Annotated in this window: 17 protein-coding genes; 11 read left to right on the top strand and 6 right to left on the bottom strand. The window is 73.2% G+C overall.

Translation table 11 applies throughout. The annotated features are described in order from the left end of the window. Nucleotides 1-308: 308 nt before the first annotated feature. From ACTG9Q_RS22965 to ACTG9Q_RS22955, 3 genes are all read left to right on the top strand, one after another. Entirely contained in the window at nt 309-2705 is a 2397-nt protein-coding gene (locus tag ACTG9Q_RS22965) for a ricin-type beta-trefoil lectin domain protein (protein WP_455574919.1), read from the top strand. Between the two features lie 132 nt (nt 2706-2837). Further along, complete coding sequence (locus tag ACTG9Q_RS22960; protein ID WP_455574918.1) at nt 2838-3836, top strand: LacI family DNA-binding transcriptional regulator; 999 nt, start codon at nt 2838-2840, stop codon at nt 3834-3836. 78 nt (nt 3837-3914) lie between these two features. Beyond that, complete coding sequence (locus tag ACTG9Q_RS22955) at nt 3915-6686, top strand: AbfB domain-containing protein (RefSeq protein WP_455574917.1); 2772 nt, start codon at nt 3915-3917, stop codon at nt 6684-6686. Between the two features lie 136 nt (nt 6687-6822). Here ACTG9Q_RS22955 and ACTG9Q_RS22950 read toward each other — a convergent pair whose 3' ends face one another. Then, entirely contained in the window at nt 6823-7248 is a 426-nt protein-coding gene (locus tag ACTG9Q_RS22950; protein WP_455574916.1) for an SRPBCC family protein, read from the bottom strand. Nucleotides 7249-7315: 67 nt separating this feature from the next. Beyond that, nucleotides 7316-7993, bottom strand: coding sequence for a GTP cyclohydrolase II (locus ACTG9Q_RS22945; RefSeq protein WP_455574915.1), 678 nt, complete (start codon nt 7991-7993; stop codon nt 7316-7318). Between the two features lie 82 nt (nt 7994-8075). On the opposite strand from ACTG9Q_RS22945, the gene ACTG9Q_RS22940 reads away from it, so the two are divergent. The 5 genes from ACTG9Q_RS22940 to ACTG9Q_RS22920 all read left to right on the top strand — a co-directional run bounded on the left by ACTG9Q_RS22940 (nt 8076) and on the right by ACTG9Q_RS22920 (nt 11589). Further along, complete coding sequence (locus ACTG9Q_RS22940) at nt 8076-8474, top strand: 6-pyruvoyl trahydropterin synthase family protein (RefSeq protein WP_455575058.1); 399 nt, start codon at nt 8076-8078, stop codon at nt 8472-8474. Beyond that, nucleotides 8471-9535, top strand: coding sequence for a glycosyltransferase family 4 protein (locus tag ACTG9Q_RS22935; RefSeq protein WP_455574914.1), 1065 nt, complete (start codon nt 8471-8473; stop codon nt 9533-9535). The genes ACTG9Q_RS22940 and ACTG9Q_RS22935 overlap by 4 nt, the downstream gene beginning before the upstream one ends. Then, a complete protein-coding gene (locus ACTG9Q_RS22930) occupies nt 9532-10302 on the top strand; it encodes a class I SAM-dependent methyltransferase (RefSeq protein WP_455574913.1) in 771 nt (256 codons plus the stop codon). Before ACTG9Q_RS22935 ends, ACTG9Q_RS22930 begins: the two co-directional genes overlap by 4 nt. Before the next feature lie 274 nt (nt 10303-10576). Further along, nucleotides 10577-10786 carry a hypothetical protein gene (locus ACTG9Q_RS22925; RefSeq protein WP_455574912.1) on the top strand — a complete coding sequence of 70 codons (210 nt, stop codon included), beginning with the start codon at nt 10577-10579 and terminating at the stop codon, nt 10784-10786. A gap of 2 nt (nt 10787-10788) precedes the next feature. Beyond that, nucleotides 10789-11589, top strand: coding sequence for a lysylphosphatidylglycerol synthase transmembrane domain-containing protein (locus ACTG9Q_RS22920; RefSeq protein ID WP_455574911.1), 801 nt, complete (start codon nt 10789-10791; stop codon nt 11587-11589). On the opposite strand, the gene ACTG9Q_RS22915 is transcribed toward ACTG9Q_RS22920, so the two are convergent. Further along, nucleotides 11472-12179 (bottom strand): creatininase family protein, encoded by a 708-nt coding sequence (locus tag ACTG9Q_RS22915; RefSeq protein ID WP_455574910.1) that lies wholly within the window; start codon nt 12177-12179, stop codon nt 11472-11474. The genes ACTG9Q_RS22920 and ACTG9Q_RS22915 overlap by 118 nt on opposite strands. Beyond that, a complete protein-coding gene (locus ACTG9Q_RS22910; protein ID WP_455575057.1) occupies nt 12172-13140 on the bottom strand; it encodes a zinc-dependent alcohol dehydrogenase in 969 nt (322 codons plus the stop codon). Before ACTG9Q_RS22910 ends, ACTG9Q_RS22915 begins: the two co-directional genes overlap by 8 nt. A 31-nt stretch (nt 13141-13171) precedes the next feature. Here ACTG9Q_RS22910 and ACTG9Q_RS22905 point away from each other — a divergent pair, with 31 nt between their 5' ends. Together ACTG9Q_RS22905 and ACTG9Q_RS22900 are read left to right on the top strand one after the other, a co-directional pair. Next, nucleotides 13172-13882: a CDP-alcohol phosphatidyltransferase family protein gene (locus tag ACTG9Q_RS22905; RefSeq protein ID WP_455574909.1), complete on the top strand. Its 711-nt coding sequence runs from the start codon at nt 13172-13174 to the stop codon at nt 13880-13882. Nucleotides 13883-13912: 30 nt separating this feature from the next. Further along, complete coding sequence (locus tag ACTG9Q_RS22900; RefSeq protein WP_455574908.1) at nt 13913-14305, top strand: DoxX family protein; 393 nt, start codon at nt 13913-13915, stop codon at nt 14303-14305. A 158-nt stretch (nt 14306-14463) separates the two neighbouring features. Here the strand turns inward: ACTG9Q_RS22900 and ACTG9Q_RS22895 are convergent, their stop codons facing one another. Then, entirely contained in the window at nt 14464-15138 is a 675-nt protein-coding gene (locus ACTG9Q_RS22895) for a RibD family protein (protein ID WP_455574907.1), read from the bottom strand. 100 nt (nt 15139-15238) lie between these two features. On the opposite strand from ACTG9Q_RS22895, the gene ACTG9Q_RS22890 reads away from it, so the two are divergent. Then, nucleotides 15239-16804 carry a sulfatase gene (locus ACTG9Q_RS22890; RefSeq protein ID WP_455574906.1) on the top strand — a complete coding sequence of 522 codons (1566 nt, stop codon included), beginning with the start codon at nt 15239-15241 and terminating at the stop codon, nt 16802-16804. A gap of 52 nt (nt 16805-16856) precedes the next feature. On the opposite strand, the gene ACTG9Q_RS22885 is transcribed toward ACTG9Q_RS22890, so the two are convergent. Next, entirely contained in the window at nt 16857-18317 is a 1461-nt protein-coding gene (locus ACTG9Q_RS22885) for a PKD domain-containing protein (RefSeq protein ID WP_455574905.1), read from the bottom strand. Nucleotides 18318-18325: the final 8 nt, after the last annotated feature.

Genomic DNA, 18325 nt, shown 5'->3' with positions numbered 1-18325 from the left:
CATATGCTGCGTAGAACGATGAAGTTGCCTTAAGTGCGGCGATGATCGCCCAAGTTATGCCTCATCGATTCGGACTTGAGGCAGATATGTACTGACTTTCGTTGACCTAATGCGAAAGTGGTCGTACGGTCCGATCTGTGCGCGCGGGCGGCGCGCATTGACCCGCCGAGGCACCGCACGGCCGGAAGACGCGGTCATCGCAACGACACCGATGTCCTTCGCTCACCCACGGTCCACTCAGCACCGGTGAACGGTGATCCGCCGCCACGCGGGTTTCCGGGCCACCGGCATGGTCCTAGGAGAAACCCATGCGACTCGCGGTTCACAGCCGAACCCGACGACGGACCGGCGGCCTGATCCCCGCCGGCGCCGCGCTGCTCATCGCCCTGTCCGGCGTGGTCGTCGCGCCGGGGCCCGCCCAGGCGGCCCCACCCCCGCAGGAGCCGGGCGTGACGCTGCGGGTCTTCGACATCCAGGCCCCGCTGAGCAAGCTCTGCACGCTCAAACCCGGGCAGACCCCCAACGTCGACAAGCGGATGTCGACGGTCAACTGGACCGCCACCACCGACTTCGTCATCGGCGACTACTTCGTCTCCGAGGTCACCGGCAACATCAACGTCACCGCGGCGGGCACCTACAACTTCCGGCTCACCAGCGACGACGGGTCCCGCCTGCGGATCGACGACACCGTCGTGATCGACCACGACGGCCTGCACGGGCCCACGGCCAAGACCGGGTCGATCGCGCTGACCCAGGGCTACCACGCGCTGCGGATCGACCACTTCGACAACACCGCGGGCCAGCAGGTCACCCTGGAGTGGCAGCCGCCGGGCGCGGCGGCGTACTCCGTGGTGCCCAACTCGGCGCTGAGCACGGACGCGGGCGTGGTCAGGGTGACCGCCCCGGGGCGCAAGGAGTGCGAGGGCGGCGGCGACTCCCCGGGCGACGGGCTGCCGCTGACCGGGGTGCACCCCAACTACACGCTGACCAACCTGCGCCCCAGCGGTTTCCAGCCGCAGGTGAGCGGCATGGACTGGCTGCCGGACGGCCGCCTGGCCATCGCGACGTGGGGCGGGACGGACAACACCCTCGGTGAGGTCCACCTGATCAGCAACGCCACCGGCAGCACCAGCCCCACCCAGGTGCGGACCCAGCGGATCGCCACCGGCCTGAAGGAGCCGATGGGGATCAAGTACGTCGACGGCAAGCTCTACGTCTCGGAGAAGCACCGCCTCGTCGAGCTGAACGACACCAACGGCGACGGCGTCACCGACAACTACCGCACGGTCGCGACCTGGCCCTTCGGCGGGAACTTCCACGAGTTCGCGTTCGGGATGCTGTACCAGGACGGCTTCTTCTACCTCAACCTGTCGGTGTCGATCAACTACGGCGGCGCGACGACCGACCCGCAGCCCGCGCCGAACCGCGGCACCACCATCAAGGTCAGCAAGAGCACCGGCGCGGTGTCCTACGTCGCCGGGGGGCTGCGCACGCCGAACGGCATCGGCTGGGGCCCGGAGGGCGGCATCTTCGTCACCGACAACCAGGGCGGCTGGCTGCCGACGTCGAAGCTGCTGCACATCAAGCAGGACCGCTTCTTCAACCACCACATGAACCCCGACGGCCCCTTCGACACCCGGCCGGTCAGCCAGCCCGTGCTGTGGCTGCCGCAGAACGAGATCGCCAACTCGCCCAGCAACCCGGTCCAGGTCACCACCGGGCCCTTCGCGGGGCAGATGCTGTTCGGCGACGTGACCTACGGCGGCATCCAGCGGGCCTACCTGGAGAAGGTCGGCGGCGAGTACCAGGGCGCGGTCTTCCGCATGACCCAAGGGCTTGAGTCCGGCGTCAGCCGCATCAGCCTCGGTCCCGACGGGGCGATCTACACCGGCGGCATCGGCGCGGGCGGCAACTGGGGCCAGGCGGGCAAGCTCAGCCACGGCCTGCAGAAGCTGTCCCTCAACGGCGCCAACGCCTTCGACATGCTGGCCATGCGGGCGGTGACGGGCGGGTTCGAGATCGAGTACACCCAGCCGCTGTCGGCGGCCACCGTCCAGGACCTGGCGACGAAGTACAAGGTCAAGCAGTGGCGCTACGTGCCCACCTCGGGCTACGGCGGCCCGAAGGTCGACGAGCAGACCCTGACGGTGACCTCCGCGGCGGTCTCGGCCGACCGCAAGAAGGTCACGCTCAGCCTCGCCGGGCTGCAGCCCGGCCGCGTGGTGCACGTGCGGTCGCCGCGGCCCTTCGCCGCCGAGTCCGGCGCGTCGCTGTGGAACACCGAGGCGTGGTACACGCTCAACTCCATGCCGGGCAGCCGGACGGGCCCGGTCGTGAGCGCGGCGACCAACAAGTGCCTGGACATCAGCAACAGCGGCACCGCCGACGGCACGAAGATCCAGATCTGGACGTGCAACGGCTCGGCCGCCCAGTCCTGGACGGTCGGCGGTGACGGCACCTTCCGCGCGCTGGGCAAGTGCCTGGACGTGAAGACCGGCGGCACCGTCAACGGCACGCTCGTGCAGCTGTGGACGTGCAACGGCACCGGCTCGCAGGCCTGGACGGCCCAGGCGAACGGCTCGCTGGTCAACCCGCAGTCGGGCAGATGCCTCGACGTGTCGGGCGCGGGCACCGCCGACGGCACCCAGGTCCACATCTGGGACTGCGTCGGCGCCGCCAACCAGCGCTGGACGCTTCCGGCCTGACCGGTCGCGGTCGTGGCGGGCTCCTCGGGTCCCGGAGGAGCCCGCCACGGCGGGCGCGGTTTTACATCGTTGGCACAACGTTGTAACCGCGCTACGATCCAGACATCGCCAACGCGACGGACGGAGCGGCAGGTGGCCACGCTCAAGGATGTCGCCGAACTCGCCGGGGTGTCGGTCAAGACGGTGTCCAACGTGGTCAACGGCCACGCGTTCGTCAGGCCGGAGAACCGGCGGCGCGTCGAGGACGCCCTGTCCGCCACCGGGTACCGGCCCAACCTCGGCGCCCGCAACCTCCGGCGCGGGCGCACCGGGTTCATCGCGCTGGTGGTGCCCGAGCTGAGCATCCCGTACTTCGGCGAGCTGGCGGGCGGGGTGATCACCGCGGCGCAGGCCCGGGACTGGAGCGTCCTGATCGAGCAGACCCAGGGCGCCAGGGACCGGGAACAGGCCACCCTGGCCGCGCTGGGGCCGCACCTCGTCGACGGCGCGCTCATCAGCCCCGAGGCGCTGCGGGCCGAGGACCTGGCCGACATCGCCCCCGGCGTGCCGATGGTCCTGCTCGGCGAGCACGCGCTGGAGGTGCCGATGGACCACGTCGGCATCGACAACGTGCTGGCCTCGCGCGTGGCCGTGCGGCACCTGGTCGAGACGGGCCGCAGGCGGATCGCGGTGATCGGCCAGCACCCCACCCGGGGGACCGCGGCGCAACGGCTGGCGGGCTACCGCGAGGCGCTCACCGAGGCGGGCCTGTCCCAGCCGCCCGAGCTGATCGCGCGGGCCCTGCGCTACCACCACGCCGACGGCGCGCGGGCCATGGCCGGGCTGCTCGCGCTGCCCGAACCGCCGGACGCGGTGTTCTGCTTCAACGACCTGCTCGCGCTCGGCGCGGTCCGGGCGATCACCGAACACGGGAAGCGGGTGCCGCGGGACATCGCGGTCGTCGGCTTCGACAACACCGAGCAGAGCGCCTACAGCCTGCCGTCCCTGACCACCATCGCCCCCGACAAGACCGCCATCGCCCACGCGGCGGTCGACCTGGTCCACCGGCGCGCCAACGGCGGGCAGCTGTTCGCGCCGGAGGACGTCCGCATCCCGTTCTCCCTGGAGATCCGGGAAAGCACGACGGGTTAGGCCCTCGGCACCTCCGCGGCGCTCGCCCGGCTCGATGGCAATGGCTCCACCTCACCCTGCGATTCCCTGGGAGCAACCATGTCCAGACGCCTGACATCAGGCTGGGTACTCGGCGCCGTCACGGCTCTCCTGCTCGGCACGGCCACGGTCGCCGCCCCGACGGCGGCCGCGGCCACCTGGGTGCCGAAAGCCGCCCCGCTCACCACGCCGTGGACCAGCCAGGTGTCCCCGACCAACGCCCTGCCCGAGTACCCGCGCCCGCAGATGGTCCGGTCGGACTGGCTGAACCTCAACGGGGTGTGGGAGTTCACCGGGGCGCCCAACCTCAACTCGCCACCGATCGGGCGGACGCTGCCGGAGGGCGTGCTCGTGCCGTACCCGATCGAGTCCGCCCTGTCGGGGATCAAACGCCACGAAGACAACATGTTCTACCGCAGGACCGTCACCGTGCCGTCCACCTGGAACGGTCGGCGGGTGCGGCTGAACTTCGGCGCCGTCACCTGGGAGACCAGGGTCTGGGTGAACGGCACCCAGGTCGGCACCCACACCGGCGGCTTCGACGCGTTCTCCTTCGACATCACCGCGGCGCTGCGCGCGGGCGCCAACGAGATCATCGTCGGCGCGCACTCGCCCATCGACGGCGGCCGGTTCCCGATCGGCAAGCAGCGCCGCGACCCGAGCGGGATCTTCTACACCGCCGCGTCCGGCATCTGGCAGACCGTCTGGCTGGAACCGGTGGCCCCGGCCCACATCACCCGCCTGGACACCACCCCGGACGTGCCCGCGGGCGTGCTCGACCTGGTGGTGCAGGGCTCGGGGATCGCGGGCCAGCAGGCCAGGGCCGAGGTGCTCAGCGGCGGCGCCGTCGTGGGGTCCGCCACCGGCGCCGTCGGCTCGCGCCTGCGGGTCCCGGTGCCGAACGCGCGGCTGTGGTCCCCGGACGACCCGTTCCTCTACGACCTGCGGGTCACGCTGACCGGCACGGGCGGCGGCGACACCGTCACCGGGTACTTCGGGATGCGCTCGCTCGGCAAGGCGATGGTCGGCGGGGTGCTGCGGCCGCTGCTCAACGGCAAGTTCGTCTACCAGCTGGGCACCCTCGACCAGGGCTACTGGCCCGACGGCATCTACACCGCCCCGACCGACGCGGCACTGCGCTTCGACCTGGAGCGGCAGAAGGCGCTGGGCTTCAACATGGTGCGCAAGCACATCAAGGTCGAGCCCGCGCGCTGGTTCTACCACGCCGACCGGCTGGGGCTGATGGTCTGGCAGGACATGCCCTCGCTGGACACCGTCGACGACCCGCCCGCCGCGGGCCGCGCCAACTTCGAGGCCGAACTGCGCCGGATGGTCGACCAGCTCAAGGGCATCACCTCGATCGTGCAGTGGGTGCCGTTCAACGAGGGCTGGGGCGAGTACGACAGCCAGCGCATCGTCGACCTGGTCCGCTCGATCGACTCCACCAGGCTGATCAACCACAACTCCGGGTCGAACTGCTGCCTGTCCGACCCCGAGCCGCCCAACGGCGACGTGATCGACGACCACGCCTACCAGATGTCCAGCGGCACGCGGACGCCCTCGGCCACCCGGATCGCCGTGCTCGGCGAGTACGGCGGCCTGGGCAGGCGGGTGGCGGGCCACGAATGGCAGCCCGGCGCCGGGTTCGGCTACGGCGAGCTGTTCCCGGACGAGGCGTCGCTGACCAACCGGTACGTGGAGATCACCAAGGAGGTCGGCCGGTTCGTGCACTCGCGCGGCTTGTCCGGCTCGGTCTACACCGAGCCCTACGACCTGGAGAACGAGGTCAACGGCTTCTACACCTATGACCGCCGGGTGCTGAAGATGACCGAGGCCCGAGTGCGGGAGGTCAACCTGCGGGTGCTGGCCCTGGCCACCGGCACCGAGGTCGGCCGGGGCGAGCTGGTCTCGCTGCGGGTGACGACGGCCGGGTTCACCACCCGGTACCTGCGCCACCTCGACAGCCTCGCCCGCACCGACGTGGTGGGCGACGGCAGCGCGGACGCCGCCAGGCAGGACGCCACCTTCTGGGCCCGGCCCGGCCTGTCCAACGCCGCGTGCCTGTCGTTCGAGTCGCGCAACTTCCCCGGCCACTACCTGCGCCACTCCGCCTACCGGGTCCGCAAGGACGCCAACGACGGCTCACCCGGGTTCGCCGCCGACGCCACGTTCTGCGCCCGGCCGGGCCAGGGCGGCACCGCGCTGGAGTCGGCCAACCTCCCTGGCCACTACGTGCGGCACTACAACGAGGCCGTGTACCTGGCCCGGCAGGGCGGCCCGAACCCGTGGGACGCCGCGGCGGGCTTCGCCGCGGACACGACGTGGGCGTCGACCATCCCGTTGTGGCGCAGCGCCGCGGCCCTGCCGCTCGACCAGGCCCGGTCGCTGCGGGTGACCACCCCTGGGTTCACCGACCGCTACCTGCGCCACCAGGACGGCCTGGCCCGCACCGACGTGGTGAGCGCGGCGAGCCCGGCGCTGCTCAAGGCGGACGCCACCTTCGTCGTCCGGCGCGGGCTGGCCGACTCCAGCTGCTACTCCTTCGAAGCGCGCAACCAGCCCGGCAGCTACCTGCGGCACGCCGCGTTCCGGGTCCGCCTCGACGGCAACGCGGGCACCGACGTGTACCGCCGCGACGCCACCTTCTGCGCGCAGCCGGGGGCGTCGGCGGGCAGCGTCCGGCTGGCGTCGGTCAACGAGCTGGGCACCAGCGTCCGGCACTTCTCCGAGGCGGTCTGGGTGTCGTCCAACGGCGGCGCCCACGTCTACGACAGCCCCGCCTCCTACGCCGAGGACGTGAGCTGGGCGGTGACCACGCCCTGGACACCCTGACCCTCCCGGCATGACTCCCACGGGCTGACGGGAAGGGGTCGGCACACATCCCGGTGTGCCGACCCCTTCCCGTCAGACCCCTTCCCGTCATCCGGAACCGCTCGGTTCGCCGGTACCCCGGGCGTGGCGCGAGGCCCTAGCCCGCCCACCCTTCCTGGTGGGCGGCCCGCGCCGAGTCCGTCTTCGCCGCCGCGCCCTGGGTCATCGCCGCCACCGCCTGCTCCACGCCCCGCTGCGCCTCGGCGCCGTCCGCCCACGCGGTGTGCAGGCGCACCACCACCTCGCTCGTCCCCGCGCCGTGATCACGCACAGCTAGCTCGCCGTCGCTGCCGTCCCCGGTCCCCCACGCCACCGTCCTGGCGTGGGCGTCAACGCGCAGCCAGACCTCCAGCTCCACCGGCCTGCCGTCGACCTCGGCCACCACTCGCACGCGCCCGTCCTCACCGCGGTGCGCCTCGGTCACGGCGGACACGAAATCGGGCAGGTTCGCGGGCTCGGACGCGTAGTCGAACACCTGCTCCGCGGGCAGGTCCACCGGCGCCTCGTACTCGAAACCAGGCATGGCCTTCGTCTCCCTCCACTGGGTTCCCGGCGGGGTACCCGGTTGGCGGGGACTTGAGCCGTTTTGCTCACGGGGACGGAACGCTCGGCGCCTGCCGTCCCTGCTGGGCGGAGGTCGCTGGTTCCGCGGAGAACTGGTCGACCTGGGGCAGGTCGTGGCCGAGGCGGTCCCGTTTCGCGGTCAGGTAACCGATGTTGTGGTCGTGCGCGGGGACGAGGAGGGGGACCCGCGCCTGCACGCGAATCCCGTTGTCCTCCAGGGCCTGCCTCTTCTCGGGATTGTTGGACATCAGCCGCACCGACCGCACCCCGAGGTGCTTGAGCACCAGGACGGCGGGCCGATAGTCGCGGATGTCGACCGGCAGGCCCAAGCGCGTCGCCGAGTCGACCGTGTCGAGTCCGTCCTCGTCCTGCAGGGCCTGGGTCCACACCTTGGCGACCAGGCCGATCCCCCGGCCCTCGTGCCCGCGTAAGTACACCAGGATTCCGCCGCCCTCGGCGACGATCATGTCCAGGGCGGCGTTGAGCTGCCCGCCGCACTCGCAGCGCACGGCGCCGAAGATGTCACCGGTCATGCACTCCGAGTGCAGGCGCACGAGCACCCCCTCACCGGTTCCGATCGTCCCGTGGACCAAGGCCAGGTGCTCGTGGCCGTCGGCCCGGAAGGCGACGGCCCGGAACCGGCCCCTGGTGGTCATCAAATCGGACTCGGCGACGTCCTCGCCGTTGAACACCTGGTCGTCCACTTCGGTCCTCTCGTTCCCGGCCCGGCCCGCGTACGCTGACCGGAGATCGAAGTCGGCGCACGCCACGGCAAAGGAGCCCGTCCTGTTCAGCATCACCGTCCGCGACCACGTGATGATCGCTCACAGCTTCCGGGGCGAGGTCTTCGGACCGGCGCAGCGCCTGCACGGAGCCACGTTCCTCGTCGACGTGACGTTCAAGCGGGCCGAACTGGACGCCGACAACATCGTCGTCGACATCGGATTGGCCACCCGGCAGCTCGGTGAGGTGCTGGGCGAGCTGAACTACCGCAACCTCGACGACGACCCCGCCTTCGCGGGCGTCAACACCTCCACGGAGTTCCTGGCCAAGGTGATCGCGGACCGGATGGCCGAGCGGGCACTGGCGGGCGCGCTCGGCGAGGGCGCCCGCGGGCTGGCGACGCTGGCGGTCACCCTCACGGAGTCCCACGTCGCCTGGGGCGGCTACGAGCGCGCGTTGTGAGCGTCTGCTTCATCGTTCCCGGCGACATCGACGACCCCGCCGCGGTCAGCGGTGGCAACCTCTACGACCGCCGGATCTCCCAGGAGCTCAGGGCACTCGGCGTGCCGGTGCGCGACGTGCCCGTCCCGGGGCAATGGCCACGTCCGACCGCCGCCGCGCGGACGGCCCTGGCCTCGGTGTTGGCCGGTTGTCCTGACGGCTCCGCCGTGCTCATCGACGGGCTCGTCGCCTGTGGCGTGCCGGACGTCCTCGTCCCCCACGCCGGTCGGCTGCGGCTGGTCGTCCTGGTCCACCTGCCGCTGGCGGACGAGACCGGGCTGCCCCCGGAGGTCGCCGAGGCGCTCGACGCCGTCGAGCGGCGCGCCCTCGGGGCCGCGAGCGCCGTCGTGGCCACCAGCGACTGGGCCGCGGGCAGGCTGGTCGACCACCACGGGCTGCCCCCGGACCGGGTGCACGCCGTCGCGCCGGGGACCGACCCCGCACCGCGGTCGCCAGGCCCGCACGGGGCGTCCCGGCTGCTCTGCGTGGCGTCGGTGACCCCGCGCAAGGGCCACGACCTGCTCGTCGACGCGCTCGCCGCCGTGGCCGACCTGCCGTGGACCTGCGAGTGCGTCGGGCCGCTCGGCCGGGACCCCGCGCAGGTGGCGCTGGTGCGCGCGCGGATCGCCCACCACGGGCTCGGCGACCGGATCAGCCTCGTCGGCCCGCGCTCGGGCGCGCGGCTGGCCGCCGCCTACGCGACGGCCGACCTGCTGGTGCTGGCCTCGCGCGCCGAGACCTACGGGATGGTCGTGACCGAGGCGCTGGCGCACGGGGTTCCCGTGCTGGCCACGGCCTGCGGCGGGATTTCCGAGGCCCTCGGGCGCGTCGCCGGGGGCCTGCCCGGCCTGCTGGTCCCGCCGGGCGACCAGCGGGCGCTCACCGAGGCGCTGCGCGACTGGCTGCTCGACGCCGACCTCCGGCGAACGCTGCGGACCGCGGCGGGGCAGCGCGGGGATGAGCTGCCGACGTGGACGGAGGCGGCCAAGTCCATGGCCGACGTGCTGGCGGTGAGCCGGTGAGCTTCGCGCCGGAGTGGCTGGCGCTGCGCGAGGACGCCGACGCCGAGGCCCGCGCCGCTGCCCTCGCCGAACCCCTGCGCACGATCCGCGCGCCACTGGTCATCCACGACCTCGGCTGTGGGACGGGCTCGATGGGGCGGTGGCTGGCGGGCAGACTGGACGGGCCGCGGCACTGGGTCCTGCACGACCGCGACCCCCGCCTGCTCGCCATCGCCGCCACCCGCCTGACCGGTTCCGGGGTCACCGTCGAGACCAGGGAGGGCGACCTCGCCGCGCTGCGCCCGACCGACCTCGCGGGCGCCTCCCTGGTCACCGCCTCGGCTCTCCTGGACCTGCTCACCGCCGACGAGGTGGGCGGCCTGGCCGCGGCATGTGCCGGTCTCCCGGTCCTGCTGACCCTCTCCGTCACCGGCCAGGTCGAGTTCGACCCACCCGACCCGCTGGACGCGGAGTTCTCCGCGGCCTTCAACGCCCACCAGCGGCGCGAGGTGGCGGGCCGCGGCCTGCTCGGCCCGGACGCCGTGCCCGCCGCGACAGCGGCGTTCGAGCGCACGCATGAGGTGCTGACCACCCCGAGCCCGTGGCGCCTCGGCCCGCACCGGCCCGAACTGACCCGCCAGTGGCTGACGGGCTGGGTCGCCGCCGCCCGCGAACAGCACCCCGACCTCGACGCCGTGGCCCCCGCCTATCTGCACCGCCGCCTCGACGACGACCCCCGCGTGACGGTCCACCACGCCGACCTCCTGGCCATCCCGAGGGCGTCGTGAGTGGCACTGGCCGGAGGTGTTTGTCGCGCTGGGTGGCCGCGGTGTGTGAGTAGCGTCCCGGATTCCTCGACGTGGCACTCGCGGTGGCGAACCGCGGGTGGTGGCCGTCTGGCTGGTTCGCGGGAGCCGTGAGTCGGGATTGCTGCTTGTCGCGCTGGTCTGGTGGCGGTAGGCGAGTCCGGTGGGTGAGTGGTGGTCGGCTTGTTCGGCGTGGCGCTGTTTCCTCGGGCAGGCGTGGTTCACTACCTCCTTCCCTGGTCGTCCGGAGGGCAGTGTGAGGCGGGTCTGGGCGTGGGTTCGGCTGGATGTGGGGGTCGGCGTCCTGGTGGCGCTGGGGGTGCGGCTCGGGGCTGAGCCGTTCCTGGCCGGGGTGCGGGCGGTTGGTGCCCTGTCGGTGGTCGCCGCGCTGGGGGTGGGGGTGGTGACGACGGTGCTCAGTGCTGGGCGGTGGTGTGTGGTGGCGCGCGGCTGGGGTTGCCGCTGACGATGGGGACGGCGGTGGCCGACTACTACCGCGCGCTGCTGCTCAACGCCGTCCTGCCCGCGGGGGTGCTCGGCGACGTGCACCGGGCGGTCAGCCACGGTCGGCGCTCGGGGGACCTCGGCCGCGGCGTCCGGGCCGTGGTGATCGAGCGGCTGGTGGGCCAGGCGGTCCTGTTCGTCGCCGTGGGCGCGGCGCTGGTCGCCCGGCCCGCGCTGCCCGCCGCCATCGCCCCGGGAACCGTTGTCGTGGTGCTGGCCGTGCTCACCGCGGTGGCCGTCACGCTGCTGTGGCGGCGAGTGCGCGGGACGTGGGCTGGGACATGTTCGGGGACGTGGTCTGGCACATGGTCTGGGACGCGGTCCGCCGTGTTCTCCGGCCGGGCCCTTCCCTTGGTGCTGCTCCTGTCCGCGGCGGCCCTGGCCGGGCACGTCGGGCTGTTCATCGTCGCCGCCCGCGCGGTGGGCACGGCCGCGCCCGTCCTGGACCTGGTGCCGCTGGTGCTGACCGCGCTGCTGGTGATGTCGGTGCCGGTCAACGTCGGCGGCTGGGGGCCGCGGGAGGCGTTCCTGGCGATGGCCTTCGGCTCGGTCGGGCTCGGCGCCGAGCGGGGGCTGAGCACGGCGGTCGCCTACGGGGTGCTCGCCATGGCGGCGTCCCTGCCGGGAGCACTGGTGCTGGCCGCCGACTACCGGCCCAGGACCGCCAGGCAGTCGGCGAACGCCGCGACCAGCTCCGCGAGCAGGTCCCTGCCCTTCTTCGCCGACGCCAGGGAAGGACGGCCGACCACGCCCGAGGTCGTGTAGGCGGCCATGCCGAGCGTCAGCAGGTGCCGCCGGTCGTCGGCCGTCCAGTCGCCGGTGTCGTAGCCCTCCCGCACCAGAGCGGGGTGGGCGTGCAGGAGGATGGAGGTCTCCCACTCGCCCGCGTGCATGTCACTCCTGGCCGAGGTCTCCATCCCGGCGGCGGCAGCGGCCCGCGCCCAGTCCTGCGAGCCCGGGAACAGCGCCATGGCCCCCCGCGCCTCCTGGACCACGTTCGACAGCACGTAGTTGCCCCCGTGGCCGTTGACGAGGACGAGCTTCGCCACCCCGGACTCGCGCAGCGACCCGGCGATGTCGCCCACCAGGGAATGCAGCGTCCGCGCCGAGATGCTCACCGTCCCCGGCCACGCGCTGTGCTCGTGGGAGCAGGAGACCGTGACCGGCGGCAGCACCAGCACCGGGTACGCGGCGCCGATGGCCGCGGCGATGGTGCAGGCGATGACGGTGTCCGTGGCCAGCGGGAGGAAGGGGCCGTGCTGCTCGAAGCTCCCGATGGGCAGCACCGCCACGCGGGCCCCGCCCTCCGCCACCTCGACGGTGGTGGTCAGCGGGAGCAGGTACGGGTCAGCCATGCCCGGCACCGTAGCCAATGCGGTGGCACAGGGCCGAAAGCCCGTTGCCCGCCAGCACCTCCGGCAACTCGTCGAACCCGCTCTCACCGGTGATCAGGGCGTCGAACACGGGGTCGGCGAGCAGGTCGAGCGCCAGCGACATGCGCTCGGCGAAGGTGCGGTCCGCCCTGGCCACCGTCCCGACCTGGCTGGCGCGCACGCTGAGCCTGCGGGAGTGGAAGGACTCGCCCAGCGGCAGGCTGACCCGCCGGTCCCCGTACCAGCTCAGCTCGATGACCCGCCCGCCCGGCGCCAGCAGCGCCAGCGCCCCGGCCAGGCCCTCCTCGGTCGCGCTGGCGTGGACCACCAGGTCGCAGCCGCCGCGGGCCTGCTCGGGCGGTGCGAAAGCGACACCGAGCGCGTCCGCGACCGCGGCCCGGGCGGGGTCGACGTCGACGAGTTCGACCCGCGCGCCGGGGAACCGGGCGAGGAGCGCGGCGACGGCACAGCCGACCATCCCCGCGCCCACGACCGCGATCCGGTCGCCGACCAGCGGGGCGGCGTCCCACAGCGCGTTCACCGCCGTCTCCACCGTGCCCGCCAGGATCGCGCGGGCGGCGGGCACCGTGTCGGGCACCGGGGTGACGGCCGCGGCCGGGACGACGTAGTGGGTCTGGTGTGGATACAGGCAGAAGACCGTGCGCCCGAGCAGGTCGGCCGGTCCGATCTCGACGACGCCGGTGTTGAGGTAGCCGTACTTGACCGGCCAGGGAAACTCGCCATCCTGGAAGGGCGCGCGCATCACCGCGTGCTGGCTCTCGGGGACCCCGCCCCGCAGCACCAGGGTCTCGGTGCCCCGGCTGACCCCGGACCAGAGCGTGCGCACGAGCACCTCGCCCGGATCGGGGTCCGGGAGTGTGACCGGTCGGACCTCCCCGTGCCCGGAGGACGTGACCCAGAATGCCCTCGCCGCGCGTACCAAGTCGGAGACCTCCAAGAAGACGGACTGGCGAATGACCCCACCTCAGCACACCCCGGCGCCTGACCGCACCACCCTGACCGAGGGCGAACTGGCCGCGTGGGCAGGCGCTCACCTGGTCCTGCTGGGCCTGCTCGGCGCCACCGTCGGGCTCGGCGCCACCGGCTGGGCGGTCGGGACAGCCTACTGCGCGGCCACGGTGGCCCTGCTGAGGCGGGCGATGCGGCGGCACGGGATCAGCTCACCCGGGCCCGCGAACCGGATCACCCTGGCCAGGGGGGCGCTGGTCGGCGCCGTCGCGGCGCACGTCGCCGACGGGGCTGTCGTGACGCCCCTCGTCGTCACGCTGGCGTCGGTGGCGCTGGCGCTGGACTTCGTGGACGGGCAGGTGGCGCGGCGGACGGGGACCGCCTCGGCGCTGGGCGCCCGCTTCGACATGGAGGTCGACGCGTTCCTCATCCTGGTCCTGAGCGCCCAGGTCGCCGCGGGTGTCGGACCGTGGGTCCTGCTGATCGGCGCCATGCGCTACCTGTTCGTCGCGGCGTCGTGGGTGCTGCCGTGGCTGCGCGCGGGCCTGCCGCCGAGCGTGGCGCGCAAGGCGGTGGCCGCGCTCCAGGGCGTCCTGCTCGTCGTCGCCGCGTCCGGGGTCGTGCCCCTGGGCGGCGTGATCGCGGGCCTCGCGCTGGCCGCTCTCCTGTGGTCCTTCGGCCGCGACGGCGCGTGGCTGTGGCGGACCCGGCCGTGATCGACCCGACCCGGGTGGAAGGATGCGCCCGTGCCTGATCAATCAGCGAGAGCCCGCGCGGTCAACGTAGTCCTGTGGGTGGCGCAGGTCCTGCTGGCCGCCTACTTCGTCTACAGCGGATTCCTGTTGTTCGGCGACGACTTCGTGCGCAAGTTCGACGAGATCGGCTTCGGCCAGTGGCTGCGGTACCTCACCGGGGTGCTGGAGATCGCGGGCGCCATCGGCCTGCTGATCCCCCGGCTGTCGGGCCTGGCCGCCCTCGGGCTGGTGGGCGTGATGGCCGGGGCCGTCGGCACCGAGCTGTTCCTGCTGGCCGACGGGGACGCGGTCCTGCCCGCCATCCTGCTCGTCCTGGCCGCGGTGGTGGCGTGGTTCCGCCGGGACACGATCCTGGCGCTGCTGCCCTCCCGGGCGCGTCGCTAGGGCCTGTCCTCAGACCCCGGTCGGTGAGAGTCGGGATCGGATCGGTCGCTGACGGTGCAGGCGCGGGGCCCTCGTACCGGGTTGTACTCGGGTTCTGCGGCGGTGCCGTCAGCGGCCGATCTGGCCCGGCTGTCGCGATCGGGGTTTGAGGACAGGCCCTAGGAGCGCCGGCGGGGGAAGAAGCGCAGGACGGCGACGTCGCCGAGCATCGTGGCCTCCTCGAGGTGGAAGCGGTGGGCGGGCCCGCCGGGGAACTCGGCGGGGTTGACGAAGCGCGGCGCCGCGGCCTGGCCGATCAGCATGGGCGCGATCACCATGCGGATCTCGTCGGCGAGGCCCGCGGCCAGGAACGCCGTGTGGACCCGGCCGCCGCCCTCCACCATGAGCCGCTCGACGCCCCGGCCGCCGAGGTCGTCGAGCAGCGCGCCGAAGTCGATCTCGGGCCCGAGCGCGACGACCTCGGCGAGGTCGGCCAGCCGCGCGGCGGCGGCCTTCCCGCGCTCGGTCGTGTAGACCAGCTTGTGGCCGCCGCAGTGCCAGAACAGCCGCTCCGGATCAAGGTCCCCGGTGCCGGTCACGGTGACTTTGACCGGGTGCTCGGCGCGCCCGTCGGCCACCCGCCGCGCCCGCCGCGCCGGGTCGTTGACCAGCAGCCGAGGGTTGTCCCCGCGCACGGTCCCCGCACCGACCATGATCGCGTCCGACTCAGCGCGGAGCTGGTCGACGCGGTCGAAGTCCTCGGCGTTGGACAGCGGGAAGCGCCGCGAACCCCCGTCATCGATGTAGCCGTCGACGCTGGCGGCGACGCTGAGGAGAACGTGGGGGCGGGCCATGCGTGGACACTTTAGTGTTCTGCCCGTGCTCCGACGGTCCGCGCCACGAAGTCCGCGTCCCACCCCCAGGCGCCCCGCGGCACGGGTGGGCGCGGTCCTGGTGGGACTGACCGTGCTGGCCTTCCTCGCCGCCCCCAGCGACGTCGAGCGCCTCACCCCTCGGGAGTTCCTGCGCGTCCCGGTGGAAGGGCTCGCCGCCGTCGTCCTCCTGCTCGTGCTGCCCGCCCGCGCCAGGCGCGTGGTCGCGGCGATCGGCGGGGCGGCCATCGGGTCGGCGGTGGGGTTGAAGGCGCTGGACATCGGCTTCGACGCCGTCCTCCACCGGCCGTTCGACCTGGTGCACGACTGGGCCCTGTTCGGCCCCGCGCTGGACTACGTCGCCGCGACCGGTGGCCGTCCCGCGGCGATCGCGTCGGCGGTGGGCGCCGTCGCCGTCGTGGCAGGCATGACGGTTCTGTCCACAGTGGCCGCACTGCGCCTGGCGGGCGCCGTGGTCCGGCACCGGCAGTGGGCGCTCCGCGCCGTCACCGTGCTCGCCGTCGCCGGGCTCACCTTCAGCGCCCCGGGTCCGTCCGGCGAGCCGCTGGCCTCCCGCCGCACGGCCGCGCTCGTCGTCGACCACGCCCGCCAGGTGCGCGCGCGCCTGGGCGACCGGGAGCGGTTCGCCGCGGCCAACGGTGTCGACCGGTTCCGGGACGCCTCGCCGCACGACCTGCTGAGTGCCTTGCGCGGCAAGGACGTCGCCCTGGTGTTCGTGGAGAGCTACGGCCGCGACGCCGTGGAGGACCCCGGCCTGGCCCCGCGCGTCGACGCCGCCCTCGACGCCGGGACCCGCCGCCTCCGCGCGGCGGGCTTCACCGCCCGCAGCGCCTTCCTCGCCTCGCCGACGGCGGGCGGCGGCAGCTGGCTCGCCCACGCGACCCTGCTGTCCGGGCTGTGGGTCGACACGCAGCGCCGCTACCGCGACCTCGTCGCCAGCGACCGCCTGACCCTCACCAGCGCGTTCCGCCGGGCGGGGTGGGAGACCGCCGGGGTCATGCCGGGGGTGACCCGGGCGTGGCCGGAGGCGGCGTTCTTCGGCTACGCCCGCGTCCACGCCGCCGGGGACCTCGGCTACCGCGGGCCGGGCTTCGGCTTCGCCACGATGCCCGACCAGTACGCCCTGTCCGCCTTCGAGCACCGCGAGCGCGCGCGGCCGGGCCGGGGCCCGCTGATGGCGGTCATCCCCGTCCTGTCCAGCCACGCCCCGTGGTCGCCCATCCCCGCGACGGTCGGCTGGGACGAGGTGGGCGACGGGTCCGTCTTCGCCGCCATGCCCTCGGGCGCCGTCGAACCACGGGCCATCTGGCAGCGCGACCCCGCCCAGGTGCGGACCGACTACGTGCGGTCCATTGTGTACTCGCTGGAAACCCTTGTCTCATATGTGGAAACCTACGGCGACGACGACCTCGTGGTCGTCTTCCTCGGCGACCACCAGCCCACCCGCCTCGTCACCGGGGCGGACGCCGGGCGGGACGTGCCGGTCACCGTCATCGCCCGCGACCCCGCCGTCCTGGCCCGGGTGTCCGCGTGGCGGTGGGACGAGGGCCTGACCCCCGGCCCACTGGCCCCCGTCTGGCCGATGGACACCTTCCGCGACCGCTTCCTCACCGCCTTCGGCCCGTGAACGCCCGGTGTCGCCGGGGGAGGCTGGTGCCCGCCCCCGGCGACAACCGGAATCAGCCTGCCCCGGTGCGGACCGTGGCCGTGGTGGCGACCAGCTCGTTGTCCGCTCCGTTGTCGTCCCTGGAGTGGTGGTGGAGCACGGTGGCCACCGCCTTGAACGTCACGCCGCCTGCCGCGGCGTCCGCGGCGGTGAAGGTGTAGGCGAACGGGAAGCCCACCCGCGCGGAGCCCGAGACCCACTGGGAGAGGGTGCCGACGCGGTTGAAGTGGCCGTGTTCGCTCAGCCTCAGCAGCTCGACCTCGACGGTCTCGCCGTGACCGGTGTTGTTCCCGACCGACACCGTGATCGGCTTGGTCTGACCCACACGTGCCGAGGCGGGCACGGTGAGGTCCGACAGCGTCACGTCGTGGGTCTCCACCCGCAGGACCGACACGCCGGTCCCGGTGCGCCCGTCGGCGGTCGAGCCGGTCACCTCGACCCGGTACTCGCCGTCGGCGGCGTAGCGGTGCTCGACGGTGCTGCCGGTGATGGGCGCCGAGGCGCCGTCCCCGAACCGCACCTCGCCGGAGACCAGGGGTTTGCCCAGGCTGTCGCCCGAGTCGACGTGGAACGCGACGTCGTCGAAGACCGACGGGTGGCTCACGCTGGGGTGGACACGGGGCGCCAAGGCGGGCGCGGTGGTCAGCCGCAGCGCGAACCCCGCCGCGCTCGCGGCGTCGTCCGCCACCCTGATGTGGTAGGTCTCGCCCGCCGTGGCGGCGAACACCGAGCCCACGTAGAAGCGTGGCGGCACGCAGTCCACTTCGGTCAAGGTCGCCTGCGTGGCCCCGCGGTAGACGGTGATCCCCGGGCCCCAACCCTGGTACGCCTCCACGGCCACGAATCGCGTGCGGTCGGGGGTGTACCGGTACCAGACGGACTTGTCGGCGGCGGCGTCGCAGCTCGACGGCGCCTCGCCCGCCTCGACCGTCGCGCGGGCCAGGTTGCCCTGGTGCGTCGCGGGCAGCCCGGACACCGTCGCGGCGGCGAAGTCGTCGTTCGGCGACGGCGGGACGGACCTGAGGTCGAGGGTGACCGGGCTGTCGCCGTACCCCTCGAGCAGGAAGTGGTAGGTCGCGCCCGCGGTCACGGTGACCGTCTCGGACGGCACGTTGAAGTGGGTGCACGCGCCCGGGAGCCGCGTGAGCGAGCCCCGCTCGCCGGTGTAGACCGCGAGGGACCACCCGCTCCCGCTCACCGCGGCCTTGACGATGTCGTCAGCGGGCGCGGTGTAGCTGAACCACACGCTTCGCGTGCTCCAGTAGAAGCAGTCGGTGGGGTCGTCGCCTGCCTTGGTCGCCTCACTGGCGTCCTGGGTGGTGGCGAACGGCAAGGCGGTGACGACCGTGGCGGTGTCGAAATCGTCGTTGGCGGGCGGCGCGGCGTGCGCGACACCGGGTGCCACGACCGCCATCACGGCGGCGACGAGGGCGATGATCGGCGAGCGCGCTCGCCGTCGCGTGGACGGACCCATCTGATCTC

The organism is Actinokineospora lacus (assembly GCF_053813445.1).
This window is presented reverse-complemented; position numbering and strand designations above follow the sequence as displayed.